Origin of the sequence: Alkalithermobacter thermoalcaliphilus JW-YL-7 = DSM 7308, from assembly GCA_001584565.1 — a bacterium.
Classification (GTDB): domain Bacteria; phylum Bacillota; class Clostridia; order Peptostreptococcales; family Peptostreptococcaceae; genus Alkalithermobacter; species Alkalithermobacter thermoalcaliphilus.
Map to the genome: position 1 here is coordinate 1,676,026 of LSFY01000001.1, position 25,567 is coordinate 1,701,592.

Sequence of the window (25,567 nt, forward strand, 5' to 3'; positions counted from 1 at the left end):
CTTTATTCATTAAAAAAAGAGTAGAAATTGCTTTCTACCCTTTTTTATGAGAATCTGTTTTTCCAAAGACTTTTTATATTATTTTTATAATATTCCATTTTAAGTTCATCTAGATCTTGTCTTATCATTTCTTCTTCACATCTTCTACATATGTAGTTTCCTAAAACTTCTATTCCTCCTGATTTTTCTTCATTGCACATATAGCATATTCTATTTCCCATACCATTATCTAACATATTCTCATCTCCTTCCTAAAAATTATTATTCCCACTTTTATTTTTTGCATACAAAAAAGGGGCATTTGCCCCCTTTTTATGTTAATTCTCTTTTTTCTGTATCTCTAAATAAAAATGTTATAGCATAAATTCCAGCAAGACCTACTAGTATATATACTAATCTGCTTATATAACTATACATACCTCCAAATAAAGTTGCTACTAAGTCAAATCTAAAAAGTCCAATAAGACCCCAGTTTAGTGCACCTATTATAACTAATAATAAGGCTAATCTATTCATAATTTCACTCCTTTTGAAATGATTAATTATTTATTATTAGTATTACAGATATAACTAAAAACATATTAGGTTATTGGAGCCTTCATAGGATTTTTTATGATTTTTTTCTATTTTTTTCATGTATATTTCCCTGGGAATAGACAAAATTAGATTAAATCTTCGACATAACATCTCAATATTTCTGCTACAGACCAAGCTTGAGCAAAACATCCTCTAGGAATTATAGGTTCATTTCCATCAAATATCTCTGCTATCTGACCTACGCACTGGTCTTTTATGTGATCTTTAAAAGGATCTATAAATTTCTTTATAAGATTATCACTTTTTCCATATACTTTTACATATGCAGTTATAAAGTGCCCTATAAGCCAAGCCCATGTTGTTCCTTGATGGTACGCTGCATCTCTTTTATATCTATTTCCTCCATATACTCCTATATATTCATCTTCATAAGGACTTAGTGATCTTATTCCATATGTTGCGTAAAGTTCTTTATACACTCTATCTACTATATACTTATGTTTTTGACTATCTAATACGCTATAAGGTAAACTTACTGCAAATATCGCATTAGGTCTTATTTTATCGTCTTTAATATTTTCATTTATAACATCGTATAGATATTTTTTATCTTCATTCCAAAACAATTTATTAAAGTTTTCTTTTACCTTTAAAGCTATATCCTCATAATATGAATAATCTTCTTTAAATTCTTTACAAAGGTATTCCATAACCTTTAAAGCATTGTACCAAAGAGCATTTATCTCAACTGCTTTTCCATGTCTTTCAGTTACTACCCAATCATCTACCTTTGCATCCATCCAAGTCAATTGAGTTCCTTTTTCACCTGCAGTAATCAAAAAGTCATTATCCATTTTTATATTATATTTTGTTCCGTTTATATGATAATTTATTATTTCTTTTAGCTTTGAGTATATGTTATTTTTTACAAAATCATAATCTTTTGTGTATTCTAAGTACTTATATACACCATAAAAATACCATAGTGTTCCATCTACTGTATTATAAAGTGGATCATATCCTTCATCAGGAAACATATTAGGAATAAGGCCTTGATCTAAATAGTTTATAAATGTAAGTAAAATTTCCTTTGCATCATCAAATCTTTTTGTAAGTAAAGTAAGGCCTGTTAAAGATATCATAGTATCTCTTCCCCAGTCTGTAAACCAAGGATATCCTGCTATTACTGTTTTAGTATTTGTAGATTTTCTATAAACTAAAAAGTCATCACATGCTCTTACTAATTTGTTTGCAAATTCATCTTCATAGTGTGCTTTTTTTACTATATCTTTATATCTTTGTTTTACATTTTGTATCATTTTAAATCCATCTAAGTCATCGAAATCTTTTGTAGATGCAATAAATGATATTTTTGTTTTAGTATTTGGATTTATTTTAACTTCAAAATACCCTGGTATAAAATGATAATCTATAGGATCTAATCCTCTGTATTCTTCGTTGTCATAATACATACCTTCAAACCACTTTTCGCTTTGTATATATTCTCCAATATCTGTTTTAATATATATGTTTATTTTTTCATTTTCCTTTAGGTTTAATCTAACTCCATTTTCTATTTCAAACTGTTTGTATATAAAATCATTCTTCTTAGAATTTTGATGATGATCTTTATAATTAGTGAAAGGATATAACCTAAAAATAAAGCTGCTATCTTTACTTTCTATTTCATATGTAACTACAACTTTATCTTCTTTATATACAAGAGCTATTTCCTTTTCTATAAAAATATCTTCTACTGAATATATAAATTTTGGAACATCTTCAAATATAAACTGTTGAAGATAAAGATATCCTTTATTTTTTATTCCGTTTACTGTTTTGTTAGTGCCTAGATAATAACTTTTATCACCTATTATTATTTCTTCATCTAATTTAGATAATAAAACAGTTCTATTAATAGGTGGATTTAAAGAGACATTTAAAAGTGCATTATATTTTCTTATATTACAATTTACTATGGTAGATGATGCAAAGCCTCCAAGTCCATTGGTAAGTATCCACTCTTTTTGGATACCACTTTCATAAGTTTTCCAATCCTTTTTTCCAAATCTCATATTAAAGCCCCCTTAAATTAAGCTCCCAAAAGGGAGCTTTGATCTATTCTTTTACACCACCAACAGTAAGTCCTGATACTATATATCTTTGGAAAACTAGATATAATATTGCAAGTGGTGCTGCAACTATTATCGAACCTGCGGCAAATAATGGCCAAGGTATATTTCTAGGATCTGATGCCCATTGGTAAAGCCCCATGGCTAAAGTGTATTTATCTGGATCTGATATGAATAAAAATGCTGCTGCAAAATCTGTCCAAGGAACTATGAATATAAATAGTGCTGTTATTGCAAGAGCAGGCTTTGATAGTGGAAGTATTACATTTAAGAATATTTGAAGTTTATTAGCTCCATCAACTAATGCTGCTTCTTCTAAAGATTTTGGTATTGTATCAAAATATCCTTTTAAATTCCAAATAGAAAACGCCATAGCTCCTGCAGAGTAAAGAAGGATCATACCTATATATTTATTAAGTAGTCCAAATGTTCTAAAAATTCTAAACTGACCTACCATAGCAGCTGTTATAGGTAACATCATTAAAACTATAAAAAACATAAGCCCAACTTTTTTTCCTTTAAAATCAAATCTTGAAAATGCATATGCAGCTATGGTTGCACAAAATAAAGTCAATAAAGTTGTTCCTACCGAAAATATAATTGAGTTTCTAAGCCAGAGTGTAAAGTTTTTATTCCTAAATACTTCAATAAAATTGTTAAATGTAAAGCCTTCAGGAATAAGCGAAATTTGTGTTGATGCAATCGAAACTCTATTGCTAAGTGCAGTATTCAAAACCCACCAAATAGGAATTATTGTAAGTATACACGCTATAATCAGTATTATATGGCTTAATATAAGGCCTAAACTTATTTTTTTCTTCATAATATCACTCCTTTATTCATCAAAGGCCTTTGATACTTTTGTATTTATAGTTGTAAATATTGCAAGGATTATAAATGTTATAACTGAATAAGTAGCAGCTAATGAATAGTTTCCTCCAACTAAAGCATTATACTGATAAGTTGCTATAAGTTCTGTTGACTTATTTGGCCCTCCTCCAGTTATAAGGTAAACTACGTTAAAGTTTGTAAATGTCCAAATAGTACCTAATATTGTAGCTGGAATCATTGTAGGTTTTATTAAAGGTAAAGTTATCAGTCTTAACTTTTGCATAGGCGTTGCTCCATCTATATCTGCTGCTTCATATAAACTTTTAGATATACTTTGAAGTGCTCCTGTTGCTACTAATATCATAAATGGAAATCCTAGCCAAATATTAGTTATTATAACAGATACAAAAGCCCATCTTTCGTTTATAAGCCATGGAACACTTGGAATTCCTACTGAGTTTAAAAGTTTATTTATAAATCCAAACTGTGAATGGTACAGTATCTTCCAAATAAGAGCTGTTATAAACTGAGGTACAGCCCAAGGAAGTATTAGTATTGTTCTATAAAGTCCTTTCATTTTTAAATCTTCTCTATTTAAAAGCAGTGCAAGGAATATTCCTATAGTAACATGGAAAAATACATTTATTATTGTCCAAATTATTGTTCTAAAAAGTACCTTAACAAATTCAGAATCTAAAGACTGTAAAGATCTTTTATAATTTCTAAGGCCTACAAATTTTATAGGCTTGTAAAATTCTTTATTTTCTAATCTTTCATTTAAATACTCAAGTTCATTTTTATATCCTTCTATTTGTATTTGTTTTTCTATTATTCTTTTATTTATCTTTGGATCGTCCTTATTTTCATTTAATCTTTCTATTTCATTTTCAAGTGTTGAAATTGTATTTTTTACAGATTGTATCTTAGATTTTGTTAGATTATCTCTTTGCTCTTCGTATATTTTAAGTTTTTCTTCGTATTTTTTAACTAAATCTTGTCTGTTTTGTTTTTTAGCAGCATCTATAATATTAATTGTATTTTCCATATTACTTTGTATTTCTTTTATTCTATTTTCTTCTCCCATAGTGTATAAATTTACATTTAAAAACGATAGCCATATCCCATAAAGTATTGGTCCAAAAGATATTATCATTACTATCAAAAAAGCTGGTATTAAGTACAAATATGCTATTTTATTATCTTTTTTAACCATATTGATCTCCCTTTCTTAGAGTAAAAGGGCCTTTAAGGCCCCTTTTTATTTACCTCTCATTTCCTTTATTTTGTTTATTATAGTATTTCTTGCGTTTTCTACTGCTACTTGTGGAGTTTGTTTTCCGCTTAATACTTCATCTACCATAATTTGAGCTGGCTCCCATACCTGTGCCATCTCTGGTATACTTGGTATTGGTTTTGCAAATTTAACTTGATCTTGTATAGCTTTTATTTTCCAGTTATCTCCTAAATCAACATTTTTGTTAGCTGGAACGTGACCTGCTTTTTCTGCAAATATTTTTGATATTTCAGGAGATGTCATGAATTTCATAAACTCAACTGCGCCTTCTTTATTTTTAGCTGCTTTAGGTAAGAATAACATTTTTCCTCCCATAAAAGGCTCAGCTTCTTTATTAGTTTCTGAAATAACTGGATAGTTAGCTGCTCTCCAGTTTATACCTGATTTGTCTAAATCTCCAAAAGACCAAGGTCCATTTATCATCATAGCTGCTTTTCCTTCTGTAAATAGGCTCATCATAACATTGTAGTCTATTTCTTTTGGTATAACTTTCTTTTCATTTCTTAGAGTATTTAGGAAGTTTAAGTATTTTACTGTAGGCTCAGTTTCAAACCCTATGTTTGCATTTTCATCTGTAAATATATTTGCTCCAAATCCTGCAAAGAAACCTTTGTTAAAGTAGAAATTGCTTATATCCATTACAAATCCATATTTTCCTTCAGCTTCATTAGTATGTTCTACTGCTAATTTTATTAACTCATCAGTAGTTTTTGGAGCCTCTTTTATTAAGTCTGCATTATATATAAGAACTGGAGATTCTATAGACTCAGGAAGAGCATATAGCATACCTTCATATGTTCCTGCTTCAAGTCCTGACTCTATATAATTGTCTTTAACATCTGCTAAATAAGCATCTAAAGGCTCTATTTGATTTAGCGTTGCAAATACTCCAACCCAGTCATTTGGACCTAAGAATAAGTCTGGAGCTTCTCCTGCTTGCATAGAAGCTTTTAATTTGTCTTGTAATTGTTCAAATACTACTGGAACAGGATTAACTTTAGCTTCTGGATATTTGTCTTGGAATAATTTTATTACCTCTTTAAGTGTTTCTTCTTCTGCTCCTGACCAACCATGCCAGAATACAATGTCCCCCTTGATTTCCTTAGAAACTTCCTTTTCTAATTCCTCTAAATTTACCTCGTTTTGATTAGAGCATCCACTCAATACTCCTGCAAATATAAGAAGTACTGACAGTATCATGCTTAATTTCTTAAGCAGTTTCATTTTAAAACCTCCCTTTAGTTTAATATATATTATTATGCAATCGCTTGCATAAAGCCTAAAAAAAATTACTTAGTAGAATCTCTAAAAATAATTTCATAATCTACTACTAAACTTTTTGACTTATCATTTTTATCTATTGAATTTATAAGTATAGATGCTGCACTCATTCCTAATTTCAAAGGATTAACATCAACAGATGTAAGTGTTGGAGTTGAAGTTTTTGCTAATATACTATTATTAAAGCTTGCTATAGATATATCCTCTGGTATTTTTAGATTTTTTTCTTTTATAGCTTTTATAACTCCAAGTGCCATAATATCATCTGCTACTATTATTGCATCGGGTATATTTTCTAAACTTAAAAGCCTTTTAGCTGATATATAACCACTTTCCTCTAAGAACTCTCCAACTACTATATACTCATTATTTATTTGTATATCGTTTTCTTGTAGAGCTTTTTTATATCCAGAAAGTCTGTTTATAGTAACTACTAAATCTATACTTCCTGCTATTAATGCTATATTGCTGCATCCTTTTTGTATAAGGTAATTTGTTATATCATATGTTGCTTTTTCGTTGTCATTATCTACAAAATTTATATCATTGTATTCTAGTGATGATCCTATAACTACAAAAGGGAATTTTGATTGTTTTAAAAATTCTATGCATTCATCTTTTACTCTAGAACTCATAAGTATTATTCCATCTACTCTTTTTCCTCTTATAAACTTTTGTATTGATTCTAATTCTTCCTTATGTTTACTATTAGTAGACATTAATATATCATAAGAGTTTTCAGATAATACACTGCTTATTCCCCTTAAAGCTTCAGGAAAAAATGGATTTATAAACAGCATATCTGAAAATGATGGCATAATAAGTCCTATTGTATTAGTTTTTCTATTAGCAAGACTTCTGGCTATTACATTTGGATAATATCCTAAGATATTCATAGCGTGTATAACCTTTTGTCTTGTAGGTTCAGTTATTCTTTCATCGTTAGATATAACCCTAGATACTGTTGAAGGAGAAACGCCTGCATAATTTGCTACATCTTTTATGTTTACTGATTTTTTTATTTAGATCCCCTCCTTGTGCAACCGTTTGCATCATCTTTTGTAATTATATGATACTAGATTTTTTTAGATAAATCAATATATTTTTTATTTTCTCCAAAAAAATATTCCTATGTAAAAATAAAATGCATCTTCAAATTTCCTCAAATCAAGCCCTAGGATATCTTTTACTTTATCTAGTCTGTAAATTAAAGTGTTTCTGTGTATATACAGCTTTTTAGAAGTCTTGGCTATGTTAAGATCACAATTTATAAATTCAAGTGCTGTTTTTATTGTTTCTTTATCAAGTAAAGATATATCTTTTTCTTCAAATATATAACTTATATATTTTTTTATCTTATCATTTTCAAGGCTTGAAAGTATATCATATTTTATAAAATCTCTCAGTTTAAATGTTCCTCTTTTTTCGTTTGTTCTTTGAGTGTATTTTATTATATCTTTTGCTACATTTAATCTAATATTTAGCTGATCTATATCGCTTATGTATCCTATGTATACTATTTTTACAGATACATAAACTTCACTTTCTAAAATATCTATTATCTTTTTTGTATCTATATTTTTTTGATCTGATACAAGGATTATATAGTCTTCTTTTTTGTATATACTGCACTCTAAAAATAAGTTTTTTAATATATCTATTGCCTCTTTTTGATTTTCATTGCATTTTAGTATATATGTATGTCCTTTTATGCTTTGATATTCTTTTTCTTTTATTTCTATTAAATATTTTTTTCCATCAAATTTTACTTCTTGGTACTTATCCTTTAGCTTTTCATCGTACTCATATATGTTTATTTTTTTATCTATTTTTTCTTCTAAAAATTTAATAAGATCTTTCATTTTATCTCCTTCCTATGTATTGAAAAAAAGATAGTTTATTTTAAATAAACTATCCTTTTTTAAGTTTATAGTATGCTAAGCTCTGTTTCTTTGTCAAACATATGTATTTTGTTGCCATCAAATGCAAGTTTTAATTTATCTCCTGAATTTATTTTAGCCCTTCCATCAAATCTTGCTGTTATAGGTATATTTCCAACTTTTAAATAAGCATATATTTCTGCTCCCATTATTTCTCTTATATCTACAACTGCTTCAAATATTGTATCTTCAGATGCACTTAAGAATATTTCTTCATCATGTATATCTTCAGGTCTTATACCCATAACCACTTTTTTTCCTATATATCCCTTATCTTTTAATACTTTTCCTTTTCCTTTAGGAATTTTTATAGATATGTTTTCGAATGTTGCTATAATGTCTTCGCCTTCTTCTTTTAAATCTACATCTATAAAGTTCATTTGTGGGCTTCCTATAAATCCAGCAACAAACATATTGTTTGGTTTTTCATAAATCTTTTGAGGAGTATCCATTTGCTGAACAACTCCATCTTTCATTACAACTATTCTATCTCCCATTGTCATAGCTTCAACTTGATCATGTGTAACATATATAAATGTAGCTTCTAGTTCTTTGTGAAGTCTACTTATTTCTGTTCTCATTTGTCCTCTTAGTTTTGCATCTAGGTTAGATAAAGGTTCATCCATTAAAAACACTTGTGGCTCCCTTACTATAGCACGACCTAATGCTACCCTTTGTCTTTGTCCCCCTGATAGTGCTTTAGGTTTTCTATCTAAAAGGTGAGAAAGATCTAATATTTCTGCTGCCTGCTTTACTTTTTTATCTATTTCATCTTTAGGTACTTTTCTTAATTTCAAACCAAACGCCATATTATCATATACACTCATATGTGGGTAAAGTGCATAGTTTTGGAAAACCATAGCTATATCTCTATCTTTAGGAGATACATTATTAACAAGTCTATCTCCTATGTAAAGTTCTCCAGATGTTATATCTTCAAGTCCTGCTATCATTCTAAGAGTTGTTGATTTTCCACATCCTGATGGTCCTACAAGTACTACAAACTCTTTGTCCTTTATTTCTATATTAACATTTTTTACAGCTTCATATCCATTTTCATAAACTTTACATATATCTTTTAATAATAATCCCGCCATATATATCACCCCTTAAACTTATTTTATATAAATATTAAGACAATTTCTATTTTTGTTATATAGTTAATTTAAACAAATATATTTGTATATTAAAAACAAAAAGGTAGCATATGCCACCTTTTAGTCTTGATATTGTTTTAAGATAACTGGTCTTTTTTCGATAAGAGATCTTTTAACGTCTAAGATTCTTTGATTTTTAGATCCTCTAAATTTTATTGATATATCTTTCTTTTCTTGTATAAATCGTCCATCAACCAATACATCTATATTTTTTAAAAGCTCAATCCAGTCTTTGTGGTTTGGGTTATCATTTTTCATGATTTCTTCAAATGTATAACCTGTATAAGCCCATACATCTAAATTTAATTTTTTCGCTTCCTTGCATATTTTAATTAAAGGCTGTGCTTGTTCAAATGGGTCTCCTCCACTTAATGTTATTCCTCTTTGCAGTTTTAAAGTTTTCACTTTATTTATTATATCATCTACCTTAACTTCAAAACCTGCATTAAAATCGTGGGTTTGAGGATTGTGGCAACCCTTGCATTTATGCTTACACCCTTGTGTAAATATTACTGTTCTAAGACCAGGGCCATCTACTATGCTATCAGTAATTAAATCTGAAGCAAGTCTTATTTTCATAGCACCACCTCAAGTTATATGTGTTTTACTCTATCTTTAACTTCTGCTCTTTTAGCATTGTTAAATCTGTCTATTGTACCTACTAAGTATCCTGTTATTCTTCTTATTCTTTCAAAATATATTCCATCTTCTCCATCTTTTCTATTACAGTTAGGACAAACATCTCCTATAACTCCATTGTATCCACAAACTGGATCTCTATCTACAGGATGATTTATACTTCCATAACCTATTCCTAAATCTTTCATTGCTCTAACTATTGTTTCAAATGCTTCTAGGTTGTCAGATGGATTTGAGTCAAGTTCTATATAGGTTATGTGTCCTGCATTTGTAAGTTCATGATAAGGAGCTTCTATTCGAATTTTATCGTATGCTGATATTTTATAGTTAACTGGTACATGGAATGAGTTAGTGTAATACTCTTTATCTGTAACCCCTTCTATGACTCCATATAACTTTCTATCAATCTTTGTAAATCTTCCTGCTAATCCTTCTGCTGGAGTTGCTATTAAAGAAAAGTTTAGATTTCTTTTTTTAGATTCTAAGTCTAACCTTTCTCTCATTGTCTTAATTATTTCTATTCCTAGCCTTTGAGATTCTTCACATTCTGCATGATGCTTGCCTGTTAAAGCTTTTAAGCACTCTGCAAGACCTATAAATCCTACTGTTAGTGTACCATTTTTTATTACTTCTCTTATAGTATCTTCGCTAGATAGCTTATCTGAATCCATCCATACACCTTGTCCCATTAAAAATGGGAAATTTTTAACCTTTTTCGATGCCTGTATTTCAAATCTTTCTAATAGCTGTTCTATCACTAGATCCATTTTCTCGTTTAACTCTTTATAAAATCCTTCCATATCAGCAGTTTCTTTATTTACTAAACCATGTTTTATACCTAATCTTGGAAGGTTTATTGTAGTAAAAGAAAGATTTCCTCTTCCTGTAACTATTTCTGGGCCACATACATTCGATATTACTCTTGTTCTACATCCCATATACGCTACTTCTGTATGTGGATTTCCTTTTTCGTAATATTTAAGATTAAACGGAGCATCTATAAAGCTAAAGTTTGGAAATAATCTTTTAGATGATACTCTACACGCTAATTTAAATAAATCATAGTTAGGATCCCCTTCGTTTAAGTTTACTCCTTCTTTTACCTTAAATATTAATATAGGAAATATAGGAGTTTCTCCATTTCCAAGACCTCTTTCAAATGCTAATAAAAGATTTTTGCTTACAAGTCTTCCTTCACTTGTTGTATCTGTTCCAAAGTTTATACTTGAAAACGGAACTTGAGCTCCTGCTCTTGAATGCATTGTATTTAAATTGTGAACAAAACCTTCCATTGCTTGATAAGTTCTTTTATCAGTATCTTTTAATGCCTTATCGACAGCAAAGTGATGAATTTTTTTAGACTTTTCTTTATCTTGTATTATGTCATTTATTTTTTCTATAAATAAGTCGTGTTCATTTATATCTATACTTTTTATATGCTCGTTTACAAAGTCTGAAAATTCTTTTTCTAGCTTTTCTATGTCTTTTCCATATTCAAATTCTATAAAGTTTAACACGTGCTGTTTGTAAAGTTTTTTGTATGTCTTTATAACCCCTTTTGCCATTCCATAATCAAAAAAAGGAATACTTTGTCCACCATGCTGATCGTTTTGATTAGATTGAATTACTATGGCCGCTAGTGCTGCATAGCTCATTATATCTTGTGGTTCTCTTAAAAATCCGTGTCCAGTTGAAAATCCACCATCAAATAATTTTATTGGATCTATTTGACAGCATGTCAATGTACCCATATTTAAAAAATCCATATCATGTATATGGATATCTCCTCTATCATGAGACATTGCATGTTCTGGCTTTATAACAAATGTTTTGCAAAACTCCTTTGAAACAGCACTTCCATATTGAAGCATTGTTCCCATCGCTGTATTCCCATCTATATTTGCATTTTCTCTTTTTATATCTGCTTTATTTGCATCTGAAAAAGTTATTTTCTCTATTGCCTGCATAAGTCTAGTCTTTGAATTTCTTATTCTGCTTCTTTCTGCTCTATATAAAATGTATGCCTCACTAGTCTTTGCATGTCCATTCTCTATTAATATCTTAACTACAGCATCTTGTATATCCTCAACACCCGGTACTTTATCTATATATTTTTTATTTATGTAACTTACTACTTTATCTGCTAATTCTTCTGCTAGATTATAGTCAGGTACTTTTCCTTCTTTTTGTGCTACCTCTGAAGCAGCTAAGAATATAGCTCTTGTTATTTTTTCTTTGTTAAAGTTTATAACTCTACCATCTCTTTTTTGAACTTTATCTACCATAATCTACCTCCGCCGCTCTGTTACTATACATTATATTGTGTATATCATATTATACACCACAATATATAGTATTATGTACCCAAAAAAAATCCCCTTAACTCAGTTAAAGGGTGTTTTTCACTTTTAACTTATACATAGATTATCAAATTTATTTTACTTAGTCAAATACCATGTATGCATTGAAATTACTATATCATTTTTTTGAAGTTTAGTATTTTTAAGGCTTTCATATCTCAAAAATTTTTTTATATCAAGACTTTGTTTAAAGTTTTTATTTATAAGTTATAATATATTTTGTTACAAATAATAAATATGAGGAGGAAGTTATGATTTCAAAAAAACTTAGTTATATAACCCCATCTTTTACAATTGGAATAAGTTCTAAGGTTTCACAATTAAAAGAAAAGGGAGAAAATATAATAGACTTAAGCATAGGAGAACCTGACTTTAATATTCCAGATCTTGCTAAAAAAGAAGCTATAGAGGCTTTAAACTTACATAAAACTAAGTATGATTTGGTATCTGGAGTTAAAGACTTAAGAAAAGAAATTTGTGATAAATTAAAAAGCGAAAACAATATATCATATGATATTGATCAGATAGTTGTTTCAAGTGGTGCTAAGCACGCTATAACCAATACTTTAATATCTTTGCTTGACTATCAAGATGAAGTTTTGATTCCAAAACCTTATTGGGTAAGCTATCCAGAGATGGTAAAGCTAGTAGGTGCAGTTCCTGTATTTATAGAAACAAACAAGGAAAATAATTTTAAGGTTGAGCCTGATGATATTTTAAAGTGTATAACACCTAAATCTAAAATCCTTCTTATATGCAATCCTTCTAATCCAACAGGAGCTGTTTACTCTAGAAAAGAACTTGAAGATATAGTTGATGTATGTATTAAAAACAATCTATATATAATATCTGATGAAATATACGAAAGAATTTGCTATGAAAACGAATACGTAAGCATAGCATCTATATCAGATAAGGCTAAAGAAATTACTATCACTATAAATGGTCTTTCTAAATCTGCATCTATGCCTGGATTAAGACTTGGATATTCAGCATCTAGCAAGGAATTAGCTAAAGCTATTTCTATTGTTCAAGGACATTTAGTTTCGCATCCTTCTACGATATCTCAATGGGCAGGATATGGAGCTTTAAAGCATGATAAAAAGGTAATAAACAAAATGGTAAATACTTATAAAAAACGTAGAGATTTAGTAATTTCTATGTTATCTAATATAAAAGATATAGATTATATTTATCCACAAGGTGCCTTTTATGTATTTATAGATATTTCTAAACTAAAAGATAAAATTAATTTTAAACAAAGCCTTTCAATAGAGTTTTGTGAACAACTATTAGATAATACAAAGGTTGCTGCTGTTCCAGGTATAGCATTTGGAATAGATGATTATATTAGAATTTCATATGCTTGTAGTGAAAATGATATTATAGAAGGTATCCACAGAATAGACAAGTTTATTAACAGTTTAACCTAAAAAAGATGAAGCTGAATGCTTCATCTTTACTTTTTCACCTGAAGATAATATTTGTTGTTTTTTTCAGAATCCCTAAAGTATAATGTATAATCTCCTATTTCATATAATAAAGTGTACCCTGTAAAATCTGACTCATTATCGTCCCACTCTTTAAGTGGTTTTCCTAATTTTGATATGATAGAATCATAATCTGCTTCAAGATTTATTCCAAGAACTTGTGTACCATCATTGAAAAATATACTACTTACCTGTTCATTTGATATAAATATTATTTTCTATTCCATCTTTTAAGGTATCTTCTATCAAATTCAAAAATCCCTTAACTTTATATATATTTGATAATTCAATATAAGGCTTATCAAATCCAGGCTCTTCATTTATTATTTCTTTGTATATTTTAATAGCCTCATCATATTTTCCTTTTTCAGTTAAACTCCTTGCTTTTTCTATTTTGCTTTCAATACTGCTACACCCTTTTTCATATTTACCTCCTATTTTTTATATATGTATATGTATTATAAAAAAAGTCTGCATCCTTATTTTAAGATAAAGATGCAGACTTTTCCACTAATATTTTCTAAAAAAAATATGTGGCTACGTCCTACTCTCCCAGGAGGCTTCCCTCCAAGTACCATCGGCGCAAAGGAGCTTAACTTCTGTGTTCGGAATGGGAACAGGTGTATCCTCCTTGCTATAGTAACCACATAATATATTAGCACTTTCAAAACTGCATAGCATTTTTGGTCAAGTCCTCGACCTATTAGTACTCATAAGCTAAACACATTGCTGCGCTTACACCTTGAGCCTATCAACCAAGTAGTCTTCTTGGGGTCTTACCTTAAAAAGTGGGAAATCTTATCTTGAGGGTGGCTTCGCACTTAGATGCTTTCAGCGCTTATCCAGTCCATACATAGCTACCCAGCTGTGCCACTGGCGTGACAACTGGTGCACCAGAGGTATGTCCATCCCGGTCCTCTCGTACTAAGGACAGCTCCTCTCAAATTTCCTACGCCTGCGACGGATAGGGACCGAACTGTCTCACGACGTTCTGAACCCAGCTCGCGTACCACTTTAATGGGCGAACAGCCCAACCCTTGGGACCTACTACAGCCCCAGGATGTGATGAGCCGACATCGAGGTGCCAAACCTCCCCGTCGATGTGGACTCTTGGGGGAGATCAGCCTGTTATCCCCAGGGTAGCTTTTATCCGTTGAGCGATGGCCCTTCCACTCGGTACCACCGGATCACTAAGCCCGACTTTCGTCCTTGCTCGACCTGTATGTCTTGCAATCAAGCTCCCTTTTGCCTTTACACTCTATGCACGATTTCCGACCGTGCTGAGGGAACCTTTGGGCGCCTCCGTTACTTTTTAGGAGGCGACCGCCCCAGTCAAACTGCCCACCTGACAGTGTCCCAAGACCGGATTCACGGCCTGTGGTTAGAATCCCAATACTACAAGGGTGGTATCCCAAGGATGGCTCCACCGAAACTGGCGTCCCGGCTTCTTGGCCTCCCACCTATCCTGTACATGTAGTATCAAGATCCAATGTCAAGCTACAGTAAAGCTCCATGGGGTCTTTCCGTCCTGTCGCAGGTATCCAGCATCTTCACTGGAATTACAATTTCACCGAGTCCCTTGTTGAGACAGTGCCCAAATCGTTACGCCTTTCGTGCGGGTCGGAACTTACCCGACAAGGAATTTCGCTACCTTAGGACCGTTATAGTTACGGCCGCCGTTTACTGGGGCTTAAGTTCAGTGCTTCGCAAAAGCTAACACATCCCCTTAACCTTCCAGCACCGGGCAGGCGTCAGCCCCTATACATCATCTTTCGATTTAGCAGAGACCTGTGTTTTTGGTAAACAGTCGCTTGGGCCTATTCTCTGCGGCCTCCTCGGGCATACACCCTAACGAGGCACCCCTTCTCCCGAAGTTACGGGGTCATTTTGCCGAGTTCCTTAACAAGGGTTCCCTCGCTGGCCTTAGGATTCTCTCCTCACCTACCTGTGTCGGTTTGCGGTACGGGCACCTCTTACCTCGGTAGAGACTTTTCTTGGCAGCATGAAATCAGCTACTTCGCTACTTAAATTCGCTCCCCATCACACCTTAGGATATGTTAAGACGGATTTGCCTATCTTAACTCCCTTGATGCTTGGACCTACGCGACCAGCGGTAGGATAGCCTATCCTTCTGCGTCATCCCATCCCTCAAACGGTAATTGGTGGTACAGGAATCTCAACCTGTTGTCCATCGCCTACGCCAATTGGCCTCGGCTTAGGTCCCGACTAACCCTGAGCGGACGAACCTTCCTCAGGAAACCTTAGGTTTTCGGCCCGTGGGATTCTCACCCACGTCTCGCTACTCATGCCAACATTCTCTCTTCTCTAAAGTCCACTAATCCTTACGGTTTAGCTTCAGCCCTTAGAGAATGCTCCCCTACCCATCCTTACGGATGCCGTAGCTTCGGTGATGAGTTTTAGCCCCGGTAATTTTCGGCGCAGGATCACTCGACCAGTGAGCTATTACGCACTCTTTAAATGAATGGCTGCTTCTAAGCCAACATCCTGGTTGTCTGTGCAATCCCACATCCTTTTCCACTTAACTCATACTTAGGGACCTTAGCTGACGGTCTGGGCTGTTTCCCTCTTGACTATGAATCTTATCACCCATAGTCTGACTCCCGAGCAAAAGAATAAGGCATTCGGAGTTTGATAGTCTTCGGTAACCCAAAGGGCCCCTAGGACAGTCAGTGCTCTACCTCCTTTTCTCTAAGCTCGAGGCTAGCCCTAAAGCTATTTCGGGGAGAACCAGCTATCTCCAAGCTCGATTGGAATTTCACCGCTACCCACAGCTCATCCCCGCACTTTTCAACGTGCGTGGGTTCGGACCTCCACGAAATTTTACTTTCGCTTCATCCTGTCCATGGGTAGATCGCCTGGTTTCGGGTCTACGGCAAGTAACTAAAACGCCCATTTAAGACTCGCTTTCGCTGCGGCTCCAGACCTTAAGTCCTTAACCTTGCTACTTACCGTAACTCGTTGGCCCGTTCTACAAAAAGTACGCGGTCACACTAAAAATGTGCTTCCACAGCTTGTAGGCACAGGGTTTCAGGTTCTATTTCACTCCCCTCCCGGGGTTCTTTTCACCTTTCCCTCACGGTACTATGCGCTATCGGTCACCAAGTAGTATTTAGCCTTGGGGGGTGGTCCCCCCTGCTTCCCACAGGGTTTCACGTGTCCCGTGGTACTCTGGAGTATGCTCAAAAGGTTTCGTGTTTAATCTACAGGACTGTTACCTTCTGTGGTGGGCCTTTCCAGACCTCTTCGACTACACTACTAACTTTCTAAAGAGCATATCCGCAACCCCTACAAAGCGAAGCTTTATAGGTTTGGGCTAATCCCCTTTCGCTCGCCGCTACTTAGGGAATCGAATTTTCTTTCTCTTCCTCAGGGTACTTAGATGTTTCAGTTCCCCTGGTTCCCCTCCTTAGACTATGTATTCATCTAAGGATACCTAGACATTACTCTAGGTGGGTTTCCCCATTCGGAAATCTCCGGATCAAAGGTTGCTTGCACCTCCCCGAAGCTTATCGCAGCTTACCACGTCCTTCATCGGCTCTTGGTGCCAAGGCATCCGCCCTGCGCCCTTAATAACTTGACCAGCTTTAATGCTATGCAATTTTCAAAGTGCTAAAGCACATCGCCAACGAAATCAAAGATTTCCGTTGCTCAAAGTGCTAGTGCACACTAACAAAGTGCTAAACTCTCAAAATCAAACAGCAGGTAAAACTCCTTAGAAAGGAGGTGATCCAGCCGCACCTTCCGATACGGCTACCTTGTTACGACTTCACCCCAGTCATCGATTTCACCTTCGGCAGCCCCCTCCTTGCGGTTAGGTAGCTGACTTCGGGTGCCCCCGACTCCCATGGTGTGACGGGCGGTGTGTACAAGACCCGGGAACGTATTCACCGCGGCATTCTGATCCGCGATTACTAGCAACTCCAGCTTCATGCAGGCGAGTTTCAGCCTGCAATCCGAACTGAGACCAGCTTTAAGGGATTAGCTCAGCCTCACGACCTTGCAGCCCTCTGTACTGGCCATTGTAGCACGTGTGTAGCCCTAGGCATAAGGGGCATGATGATTTGACGTCATCCCCACCTTCCTCCGAGTTATCCTCGGCAGTCCCTTTAGAGTGCCCAACTTAATGCTGGCAACTAAAAGTAAGGGTTGCGCTCGTTGCGGGACTTAACCCAACATCTCACGACACGAGCTGACGACAACCATGCACCACCTGTCACCTCAGTCCCCGAAGGGAAGGCTCCGATTAAGGAGCTGTCTAAGGGATGTCAAGCCTAGGTAAGGTTCTTCGCGTTGCTTCGAATTAAACCACATGCTCCGCTGCTTGTGCGGGTCCCCGTCAATTCCTTTGAGTTTCACTCTTGCGAGCGTACTCCCCAGGCGGAGTGCTTAATGCGTTAACTACGGCACCGAGAGGGGTAACTCCCGACACCTAGCACTCATCGTTTACGGCGTGGACTACCAGGGTATCTAATCCTGTTTGCTCCCCACGCTTTCGTGCCTCAGCGTCAGTTGCAGTCCAGAGAGCCGCCTTCGCAACTGGTGTTCCTCCCAATATCTACACATTTCACCGCTACACTGGGAATTCCACTCTCCTCTCCTGCACTCAAGCCCAACAGTTTCAAAGGCTTACTACGGTTGAGCCGTAGCCTTTCACCTCTGACTTGAAGGGCCGCCTACGCACCCTTTACGCCCAGTAATTCCGGATAACGCTAGCCCCCTACGTATTACCGCGGCTGCTGGCACGTAGTTAGCCGGGGCTTCCTCCTTGAGTACCGTCAGAATTCTTCCTCAAGGACAGAACTTTACGACCCGAAGGCCTTCATCGTTCACGCGGCGTTGCTGCATCAGGCTTTCGCCCATTGTGCAATATTCCCCACTGCTGCCTCCCGTAGGAGTCTGGACCGTGTCTCAGTTCCAGTGTGGCCGATCACCCTCTCAGGTCGGCTACCCATCGTCGCCTTGGTAGGCCGTTACCCCACCAACTAGCTAATGGGACGCGGGCCCATCCTGTACCGCAAAAGCTTTGATCAAAAGAAGATGCCTTCCTTTGATATCATCTTGTATTAGCACACCTTTCGGTGTGTTATCCAAGTGTACAGGGCAGGTTACCCACGCGTTACTCACCCGTCCGCCGCTGAGATGGTGTTTAACACTCAATACTTATTATGTGTTATTCATAATTTGCGAAAAGCTCGCTATCGCATGCTTGACGCGGCTAGCTGATAGCATTTTAAATAAATACTCAGTGTTAAACACTATCTCCGCTCGACTTGCATGTGTTAGGCACGCCGCCAGCGTTCATCCTGAGCCAGGATCAAACTCTCAAATATAACTTTTATATTTAGTAACTGGCTTAATTACCTGCTGTTTAATTTTCAAAGTTCATTTACTTGTCCTTGCGACAAGTAATAATATATCACCTTTTAAATTGTGAGTCAACACTTTTTTGATATTTTTTTAAATCTTAAAATATTATCTTTTCAATACGCTAATATCTATAAAAACAAGCTCATATAATTCTAATAGAAAAATACATAAATTGTAAATGTTTATAATCGCATAAAATTATTTTTGTTTTCAAAGCCTAGTGATATAATTTTTATAATAAATTTAATATAACTGTAAAGGAATGATATTTTTTATGTATGATATAGCTATACTAGTTTTACTTTTTATAGTATTTGTATTGTATTTTAAAAATAAACGTTTGTCCTACTATGCTGATAAAAATTAAATCAAACTAAACAAATAATATATAAAATAAATAAATTAGTATATAATGCTGATTCTATAGATGAAATGTATGAATTCATTTTAAAGCACTTGATTGATCTAATAGACGATGCATCTAAGGGGTCTATACTTATATATAATCCAAAAGAAAATTACATGGAATTTAAAGCATGTATAGGATTTGATTTTGAAAAACTCAAAAATGTAAAACTTAAAGTAGAAGAACTATTTTTATATAAAGAAAATAAATTAAAAGAAGCTAGTATAATAAGAAATCCAGAAAAATACGATAGGCTTAATATATCTTCAGAAAAATATACCTCATTAAAAAAAATAAGAGCCTTAGATATTAAATCTACTATATCAGTACCTTTATATATAGATTCTACTTTTTTTGGAATTGTTAATATAGATTCTTGTGTTTCATATTCATCTTTTTCTGATGAAGATTTAAAATTAACTGTATATATAAAAAACGAACTCGAAATGGCCATGAAAAATATAATTTATTTAAACAAACTTAAAGAATATGCTAATTTTGATTCACTCACAGGTGTAATGAACAAAAGATTCTTTTGTGAAAATTTTAAGTGTATAGATAAAAAAATAGTCTATACCCTAGTATATATCGATTTAAATAACTTTAAATATATCAATGATACTTATGGACATTTTAAAGGTGATGAAGTTTTAAAAAAGTTTTGCTATGTAGTAAATAAAAATATAAGAAATTCTGATCTATTTGCAAGAGTAGGCGGAGATGAGTTTGTCTTACTCTTTAAAAATATGAATAAAGAAAATGCAAAGGCTAAAATAAATTCTATTAAACTACAATTAGAAAATATAGTGGATTTTAGTTTTGGATTGAAGGAATTTAAGTATGATAACGAAATCTCTTTAGATGAGCTTTTAAAAGAAGTAGATATTAAAATGTATACTCAAAAAAAGAAGACTTCTATTGGGGGGTAGAAGTCTTTTAGGGGGAGATTGATTAAATATTTAGTTGTATTTATATAATACCCCCTTTTTAAAAGTTTATACATTTATTTTTTATTTTCCGCAACATTTTTTATATTTTTTTCCACTTCCACATATACATGGTTCATTTCTTCCTATTTTATCTTCCTTCACTATAGTTTTTGAAGATTTGTATTCTTTTTCTATTTCTTTTCTCTTTTCTTTTGGTAATATACCTTCCCATTCATCTAAGTTATAAAGCCAAGTAGCTTCTACTTTTACCATATTGTAGTAAAGTTTTTCAAAGTCTATTTCTATTTTTATATTTGTATCTTCTTGTATAGTTTCTAAGCTTATTTCATTTTTTAAACTTTCACTTATACCATCTAAAAATCCCATAAATTCTTCGTTGCTTACATTATATTTATCAGCAAGATCTGATACTTTTCCTTCTACTACTTGCATTTTTTCTTTAAGTATCTGCTTATATATATTAGTTTCTTTTCTAAAATAATCTTCCCAAAACGGTATTTCTTCTTGACTAGATAAATTTTCGCAAAGTGATCTCCACTTTTCAAACAAACTCATAATTATCCTCCTTTGTTTTATAAGCTAATGATATATTATACCAAATAAATATTTTATTTCAAGAAAATATTTCTCTAAGTATTTTTATAGCATAAGTTTGATCTATAAAAAACGGACTTGTGGCAATTGTAATTACGTTTGACTTTTTTATTAACTGTTTTATTTTGTTCATCTTAAAATCGTAATCTATATAGTCCATATCTTTTGAAAAAATATCTAAGTCTATATCTAGTACAAATTCATCATTTATATCTAGTTTAAAGCTAGCTAAACTGTCTATAATTAAAACATCTGAAAATATTCCAAGATTTAAGGCTGGTTTTATAAAGTTGCCAACATTTAACTTATAATTTGTATATTCAAATACTTCTTTTAAACTTTCTATACTTTGTATGTATTCTTCAGGTTCCCTCATATCTTTGTGTTGATCTATATGAACTAGTTTACAACCTTTATTGAAATGGTTTTGTTTTAGTGACTTGACCCAAAAATAAAAGGCGTGGTTATGATTGTCAAATATATAAATTTTTTTATTTTCTAGGTTGTATTCTATGAAACAATCCAATCCATTAGCTTTTATTTCTTTTTCATCTTCTATTTCACAAAATGCTATATTGTCTGATATCTTTACATCTTCTACAGTGCCTTGTTTTAAAGGGGGTATATATATTTTTTTAACTTTTCTTTTACTATATGAAAAAATATTATTTCCTAAAGGCTCATCTATAAAAAAACCTGTGTAATAATGCAAATTCATCACTCCATTTCTTACAAATAGTGTATAATACTAATTATGTATTAATTAATAAATTAAATCAAAGAATAATTATATAAATAAACTAAGGAGGAATATGTTTTGAAAGAATTTTTGACTGCCTTTTCTCTGATTACGCTAGCTGAGATGGGAGATAAAACCCAGCTTTTAGCTCTTGCTTTTGCATCTAAATTTTCTCCATTAAATGTTCTTTTAGGAATATTTATAGGATCGTTTATAAATCACGGAATAGCTATAGCTATAGGTAATTACATAAGTAAAGTTATTCCAATAAATACAGTTCAGTTAATAGCTTCTTTGCTATTCATTTTTTTTGGATTATGGTCGCTTAAAATAGATTATGAATCTGAAAATGAAGATACTAAGTCTAATTATGGACCTATTATAACAGTTGCCCTAGCGTTTTTCATAGGAGAACTTGGCGATAAAACTCAACTGACGGCCATGACTTTAGGAGCAAATTCTTCTTTTCCTATATTAGTATTATTAGGAACTGTAAGTGCTATGGTATTTACTGGAGGAATGGGCATAGTTGCAGGAAAAATTTTAGGAAAAAAAATACCTGAAGTTACAATGAAAATTATAGCTTCTTTTGTATTTTTATTCTTCGGAAGCTTAGGTCTTTATTCAAATCTTGCCCAAAAATATATAACTCCATTAAATATCCTGGTTTATCTGTTGATTATTTCTGCTTTAGTCATATCTATAATAAAAATTAACATTATTAAAAGAAATAAATATTATCAAAACGAATTAGCTCAAATATTGACTCAATGTAAAAGTTGTAAAGAAAAACATTTTAAATCATGCGTTGTGAATATAAAAAGAGAAGAAATAGAAAAAGAATATCTAGGAGAAAATATTCCATTCTTTGGAGATATAATAAGCTATTTTGAAAGTTTGAAAAATAAAAATTACAATATTTACCACAATATAGAGATGGTATATTCAAATAAAAAAAGGTAGCTTTTCCTACCTTTTTTCATATTTTAAAGAAATAATGAATATATATTAAACCAAATAACTTTTTCTAAATTTTTTAAATATTGAAATTTTTAAAAAATTGTGATATTATTTATTCATATTTAAAATCCTTAAGATATATATAGAAAACTATATAGTTTTCTATATAATATAAAAAATTATTTATGGGGGTGAGTTTTGTGACTCAAATAGTAGATACTCTTAATGGCATCATATGGAGTGACGCACTTGTTTATTTGTGTCTTATTACTGGTCTTTATTTTTCTCTCAAGATGAAGTTTTTCCAAGTACGCCATATTAAAGATATGGTAAAATTATTATTTAAAGGTTCAGATTCTGAAAAAGGAGTTTCTTCTTTCCAAGCTTTCGCTCTTTCAGTTTCTGGCCGTGTTGGTACAGGTAATATAGCTGGGGTTGCTACAGCTATAGCTATGGGTGGACCTGGTGCACTTTTCTGGATGTGGGCAATCGCTTTCCTGGGCGCTGGTTCTGCTTATGTTGAATCTGCTTTAGCTCAAGTTTATAAAGTAGAAAAAGACGGAGAATACCGTGGAGGTCCTGCATACTATATCGAAAAAGGTTTAGGTATGAAGTGGTATGCTATTACATTCGCAGTTGCAACAGTAGTTGCTATGGGATTCTTCCTTCCGGGAGTTCAATCTAACAGTATAGCAGCTGGTATAAATAATGCTTTTGGAGTTAGTCCTTATGTAACTGCTTCTATATTAGTTTTACTTTTAGGAGTTATAATCTTTGGTGGAGTTAAACGTATAGGTAAAGCTGCTGAAATCATAGTTCCTTTCATGGCTATTGGATATATATTAGTTGCACTTATAATTATAATTGTTAATATAACTAAATTACCAGAAGTTATAGCTTTAGTATTTAAGAGTGCTTTTGCTCTTGAGCCAGCTCTTGCAGGTATAATAGGTATGGCTATATCTTGGGGAGTAAAACGTGGAATATACTCAAACGAAGCAGGTCAAGGTACAGGGCCTCAAGCTGCAGCTGCTGCAGAAGTTTCTCATCCTGCTAAACAAGGTTTAGTTCAAGCATTCTCTGTATATATAGATACATTATTTGTTTGCTCTGCAACAGGATTTATGATCTTAATTACAGGTATGTACAATATAGTAAATCCAGATGGTGGATTCTTAGTTGAAAATATGCCTGGAGTTGCTATAGGTCCAGCTTATACTCAAAAAGCTGTTGAAACTTTATTCCCATCATTTGGTAGTGCATTTGTTGCTATAGCATTATTCTTCTTTGCTTTCACAACATTAATGGCTTACTACTATATAGCTGAAACAAATGTTGCTTACCTAATAAACAAGGGTAACAACAAGGTTTTAATAAATGCACTAAGAGTTGCTTTACTTGCTTCTATATTCTATGGTGCTATAAGAACTGCAGAACTTGCTTGGGGACTAGGTGATATAGGTGTTGGTTTAATGGCATGGCTAAACATAATAGCTATAATCCTTCTTAGAAAACCAGCATTTGATACTCTTAAAGATTACGAAGAGCAAGTATCTCAAGGAAAAGACCCAGTGTTTGATCCTGTTAAACTTGGAATTAAAAATGCTGATTTCTGGCTAAAATATAATGCAAAAAAGACTAACTAATAAAAAGCAGGCATGTGCCTGCTTTTTATTTTTCCCATCTTCCATATATTCCACATGGAAGAACTAAGTTTGTTTTTGTAGCAACAAGTCCTATTTCTCCCGAATATATATTTCCTTTATACTTTTTTCCAACAGATAACTTTAATATATTCTCTATTACACTAGGTGAAAATCCTGATGTATATGAATTTACAAGAACAAATAATGGATCATCAGATAATACATTTGTGCAAAGTTGTATAAGATTATAAAGCTCATCTTCTATCTTCCACACTTCTCCACTTGGCCCTCTTCCATAAGAAGGAGGATCCATTATTATTGCATCATACTTTCTTCCTCTTCTTATTTCTCTGTTTACAAATTTTATAACATCATCTACTATAAATCTAACTTTCCTATGAGATAAGTTAGAAAGCTGTATATTTTCTTTAGCCCAAGTTACCATTCCTTTTGAAGCATCTACATGACATACTTCTTCTGCTCCAGCATAAGCTGCAGCTACCGTAGCTCCACCTGTGTAAGCAAATAAATTAAGTACTTTTACAGGTCTGTTTGCATTTTTTATTTTATCAATTATCCAGTCCCAGTTAGCTGCTTGTTCTGGGAAAAGTCCTGTGTGCTTAAATCCAGTTGGCTTTATATAAAACGAAAGATCTTTATATTTTATTGTCCACCTTTGGGGCATTTTCTTTTTGTGCTCCCAGTGTCCTCCACCTTGATTACTTCTATGGTAATGTGCATGTGGATCTTTCCATAAAGACCATTCTTTTTCCATAGGCCATATAATTTGAGGATCTGGCCTTCTTAATATGTACTCTCCCCATCTTTCTAATTTTTCACCATTTCCAGTATCTATAAGTTCATAACTTTTCCATTTATCTGCAATTAACATATCAAACCCTCCATATTTCATCGATCATGTTATTATATAATATATATTATACCCTTTCAAGCAACAAAAAGGTTTTATATTTATAAATATATTTCTGAAAATATTGACAACTATTTTTTTATATGTTAATGTCTAATTACAATAGAATATTTTCCTTCAGGGCAGGGTGAAATTCCCGACCGGCGGTATAGCCCGCGAGCTACTTTGTAGCAGACTTGGTGTAATTCCAAGGCCGACAGTATAGTCTGGATGGAAGAAGGAATAAAAAAAGTGTTTATAGTAAATACTTTTATGTTTATTATGCCCTGAGAATATATTTCTCAGGGCATTT

18 protein-coding genes, 3 rRNA genes and 1 riboswitch are annotated in these 25,567 nt (G+C 33.0%); of the genes, 4 read left to right on the forward strand and 17 right to left on the reverse strand.

The features are described 5' to 3' along the window. Positions 1-44 precede the first annotated feature (44 nt). From JWYL7_RS08635 to JWYL7_RS08685, 11 genes are all read right to left on the reverse strand, one after another. Positions 45-236, reverse strand: coding sequence for a sigma factor G inhibitor Gin (locus JWYL7_RS08635; RefSeq protein WP_066071833.1), 192 nt, complete (start codon positions 234-236; stop codon positions 45-47). A gap of 76 nt (positions 237-312) precedes the next feature. Continuing rightward, on the reverse strand, positions 313-516 hold the full coding sequence (locus JWYL7_RS08640) for a DUF378 domain-containing protein (protein WP_066071836.1): 204 nt from the start codon (positions 514-516) through the stop codon (positions 313-315). A 146-nt stretch (positions 517-662) separates the two neighbouring features. Continuing rightward, positions 663-2,612: an amylo-alpha-1,6-glucosidase gene (locus tag JWYL7_RS08645; RefSeq protein WP_066071839.1), complete on the reverse strand. Its 1,950-nt coding sequence runs from the start codon at positions 2,610-2,612 to the stop codon at positions 663-665. A 43-nt stretch (positions 2,613-2,655) separates the two neighbouring features. Next, the gene (locus tag JWYL7_RS08650; protein ID WP_066071842.1) at positions 2,656-3,492 is read right to left on the reverse strand and encodes a sugar ABC transporter permease; all 837 of its coding nucleotides are present in this window, start codon (positions 3,490-3,492) and stop codon (positions 2,656-2,658) included. A 12-nt stretch (positions 3,493-3,504) separates the two neighbouring features. Next, positions 3,505-4,713, reverse strand: coding sequence for a carbohydrate ABC transporter permease (locus JWYL7_RS08655; protein ID WP_066071845.1), 1,209 nt, complete (start codon positions 4,711-4,713; stop codon positions 3,505-3,507). A gap of 45 nt (positions 4,714-4,758) precedes the next feature. Next, on the reverse strand, positions 4,759-6,018 hold the full coding sequence (locus JWYL7_RS08660) for a sugar ABC transporter substrate-binding protein (RefSeq protein ID WP_066071848.1): 1,260 nt from the start codon (positions 6,016-6,018) through the stop codon (positions 4,759-4,761). Positions 6,019-6,083: 65 nt separating this feature from the next. Then, the gene (locus JWYL7_RS08665; RefSeq protein ID WP_072280216.1) at positions 6,084-7,097 is read right to left on the reverse strand and encodes a LacI family DNA-binding transcriptional regulator; all 1,014 of its coding nucleotides are present in this window, start codon (positions 7,095-7,097) and stop codon (positions 6,084-6,086) included. Between the two features lie 84 nt (positions 7,098-7,181). Beyond that, positions 7,182-7,937: a PucR family transcriptional regulator gene (locus JWYL7_RS08670; RefSeq protein WP_066071854.1), complete on the reverse strand. Its 756-nt coding sequence runs from the start codon at positions 7,935-7,937 to the stop codon at positions 7,182-7,184. Positions 7,938-8,002: 65 nt separating this feature from the next. Beyond that, entirely contained in the window at positions 8,003-9,112 is a 1,110-nt protein-coding gene (locus JWYL7_RS08675; protein WP_066071857.1) for an ABC transporter ATP-binding protein, read from the reverse strand. 120 nt (positions 9,113-9,232) lie between these two features. After that, a complete protein-coding gene (gene nrdG, locus JWYL7_RS08680) occupies positions 9,233-9,751 on the reverse strand; it encodes an anaerobic ribonucleoside-triphosphate reductase activating protein (protein ID WP_066071860.1) in 519 nt (172 codons plus the stop codon). Positions 9,752-9,765: 14 nt separating this feature from the next. After that, entirely contained in the window at positions 9,766-12,096 is a 2,331-nt protein-coding gene (locus JWYL7_RS08685) for an anaerobic ribonucleoside triphosphate reductase (protein ID WP_066071862.1), read from the reverse strand. A gap of 326 nt (positions 12,097-12,422) precedes the next feature. Here JWYL7_RS08685 and JWYL7_RS08690 point away from each other — a divergent pair, with 326 nt between their 5' ends. Continuing rightward, complete coding sequence (locus tag JWYL7_RS08690; RefSeq protein WP_066071865.1) at positions 12,423-13,604, forward strand: pyridoxal phosphate-dependent aminotransferase; 1,182 nt, start codon at positions 12,423-12,425, stop codon at positions 13,602-13,604. Between the two features lie 588 nt (positions 13,605-14,192). On the opposite strand, the gene rrf is transcribed toward JWYL7_RS08690, so the two are convergent. The 3 genes from rrf to JWYL7_RS08705 form a co-directional block, all read right to left on the reverse strand. Next, positions 14,193-14,309 (reverse strand): 5S ribosomal RNA (gene rrf, locus JWYL7_RS08695). 35 nt (positions 14,310-14,344) lie between these two features. Continuing rightward, positions 14,345-17,262 (reverse strand): 23S ribosomal RNA (locus JWYL7_RS08700). A gap of 136 nt (positions 17,263-17,398) precedes the next feature. After that, positions 17,399-19,012: ribosomal RNA gene (locus JWYL7_RS08705) — 16S ribosomal RNA — on the reverse strand. Together the 16S, 23S and 5S rRNA genes form the textbook arrangement of a ribosomal RNA operon. 493 nt (positions 19,013-19,505) lie before the next feature. Here JWYL7_RS08705 and JWYL7_RS08710 point away from each other — a divergent pair. Continuing rightward, positions 19,506-20,384 carry a sensor domain-containing diguanylate cyclase gene (locus JWYL7_RS08710; RefSeq protein ID WP_331722127.1) on the forward strand — a complete coding sequence of 293 codons (879 nt, stop codon included), beginning with the start codon at positions 19,506-19,508 and terminating at the stop codon, positions 20,382-20,384. Positions 20,385-20,465: 81 nt separating this feature from the next. On the opposite strand, the gene JWYL7_RS08715 is transcribed toward JWYL7_RS08710, so the two are convergent. Then, positions 20,466-20,960 carry an SEC-C metal-binding domain-containing protein gene (locus tag JWYL7_RS08715; RefSeq protein WP_066071872.1) on the reverse strand — a complete coding sequence of 165 codons (495 nt, stop codon included), beginning with the start codon at positions 20,958-20,960 and terminating at the stop codon, positions 20,466-20,468. Between the two features lie 58 nt (positions 20,961-21,018). Beyond that, complete coding sequence (locus JWYL7_RS08720; RefSeq protein WP_066071875.1) at positions 21,019-21,717, reverse strand: peptide arginase family protein; 699 nt, start codon at positions 21,715-21,717, stop codon at positions 21,019-21,021. Between the two features lie 99 nt (positions 21,718-21,816). Between JWYL7_RS08720 and JWYL7_RS08725 the strand changes: the two genes are divergently transcribed. Continuing rightward, positions 21,817-22,701, forward strand: coding sequence for a TMEM165/GDT1 family protein (locus JWYL7_RS08725; RefSeq protein WP_066071878.1), 885 nt, complete (start codon positions 21,817-21,819; stop codon positions 22,699-22,701). A 182-nt stretch (positions 22,702-22,883) separates the two neighbouring features. Continuing rightward, on the forward strand, positions 22,884-24,344 hold the full coding sequence (locus JWYL7_RS08730; RefSeq protein ID WP_331722128.1) for an alanine/glycine:cation symporter family protein: 1,461 nt from the start codon (positions 22,884-22,886) through the stop codon (positions 24,342-24,344). A 25-nt stretch (positions 24,345-24,369) separates the two neighbouring features. Here the strand turns inward: JWYL7_RS08730 and JWYL7_RS08735 are convergent, their stop codons facing one another. Next, entirely contained in the window at positions 24,370-25,236 is an 867-nt protein-coding gene (locus JWYL7_RS08735; RefSeq protein WP_066071884.1) for a class I SAM-dependent methyltransferase, read from the reverse strand. Between the two features lie 148 nt (positions 25,237-25,384). Continuing rightward, positions 25,385-25,501: riboswitch (FMN riboswitch) on the forward strand. Positions 25,502-25,567 lie beyond the last annotated feature (66 nt).

Bases quoted from the DNA above. Each gene is read 5' to 3' on its own strand.
- JWYL7_RS08635 (WP_066071833.1), bottom strand. From the start codon at position 236: ATGTTAGATAATGGTATGGGAAATAGAATATGCTATATGTGCAATGAA.
- JWYL7_RS08640 (WP_066071836.1), bottom strand. From the start codon at position 516: ATGAATAGATTAGCCTTATTATTAGTTATAATAGGTGCACTAAACTGG.
- JWYL7_RS08645 (WP_066071839.1), bottom strand. From the start codon at position 2,612: ATGAGATTTGGAAAAAAGGATTGGAAAACTTATGAAAGTGGTATCCAA.
- JWYL7_RS08650 (WP_066071842.1), bottom strand. From the start codon at position 3,492: ATGAAGAAAAAAATAAGTTTAGGCCTTATATTAAGCCATATAATACTG.
- JWYL7_RS08655 (WP_066071845.1), bottom strand. From the start codon at position 4,713: ATGGTTAAAAAAGATAATAAAATAGCATATTTGTACTTAATACCAGCT.
- JWYL7_RS08660 (WP_066071848.1), bottom strand. From the start codon at position 6,018: ATGAAACTGCTTAAGAAATTAAGCATGATACTGTCAGTACTTCTTATA.
- JWYL7_RS08670 (WP_066071854.1), bottom strand. From the start codon at position 7,937: ATGAAAGATCTTATTAAATTTTTAGAAGAAAAAATAGATAAAAAAATA.
- JWYL7_RS08675 (WP_066071857.1), bottom strand. From the start codon at position 9,112: ATGGCGGGATTATTATTAAAAGATATATGTAAAGTTTATGAAAATGGA.
- nrdG (WP_066071860.1), bottom strand. From the start codon at position 9,751: ATGAAAATAAGACTTGCTTCAGATTTAATTACTGATAGCATAGTAGAT.
- JWYL7_RS08685 (WP_066071862.1), bottom strand. From the start codon at position 12,096: ATGGTAGATAAAGTTCAAAAAAGAGATGGTAGAGTTATAAACTTTAAC.
- JWYL7_RS08690 (WP_066071865.1), top strand. From the start codon at position 12,423: ATGATTTCAAAAAAACTTAGTTATATAACCCCATCTTTTACAATTGGA.
- JWYL7_RS08715 (WP_066071872.1), bottom strand. From the start codon at position 20,960: ATGAGTTTGTTTGAAAAGTGGAGATCACTTTGCGAAAATTTATCTAGT.
- JWYL7_RS08720 (WP_066071875.1), bottom strand. From the start codon at position 21,717: ATGAATTTGCATTATTACACAGGTTTTTTTATAGATGAGCCTTTAGGA.
- JWYL7_RS08730 (WP_331722128.1), top strand. From the start codon at position 22,884: ATGGGGGTGAGTTTTGTGACTCAAATAGTAGATACTCTTAATGGCATC.
- JWYL7_RS08735 (WP_066071884.1), bottom strand. From the start codon at position 25,236: ATGTTAATTGCAGATAAATGGAAAAGTTATGAACTTATAGATACTGGA.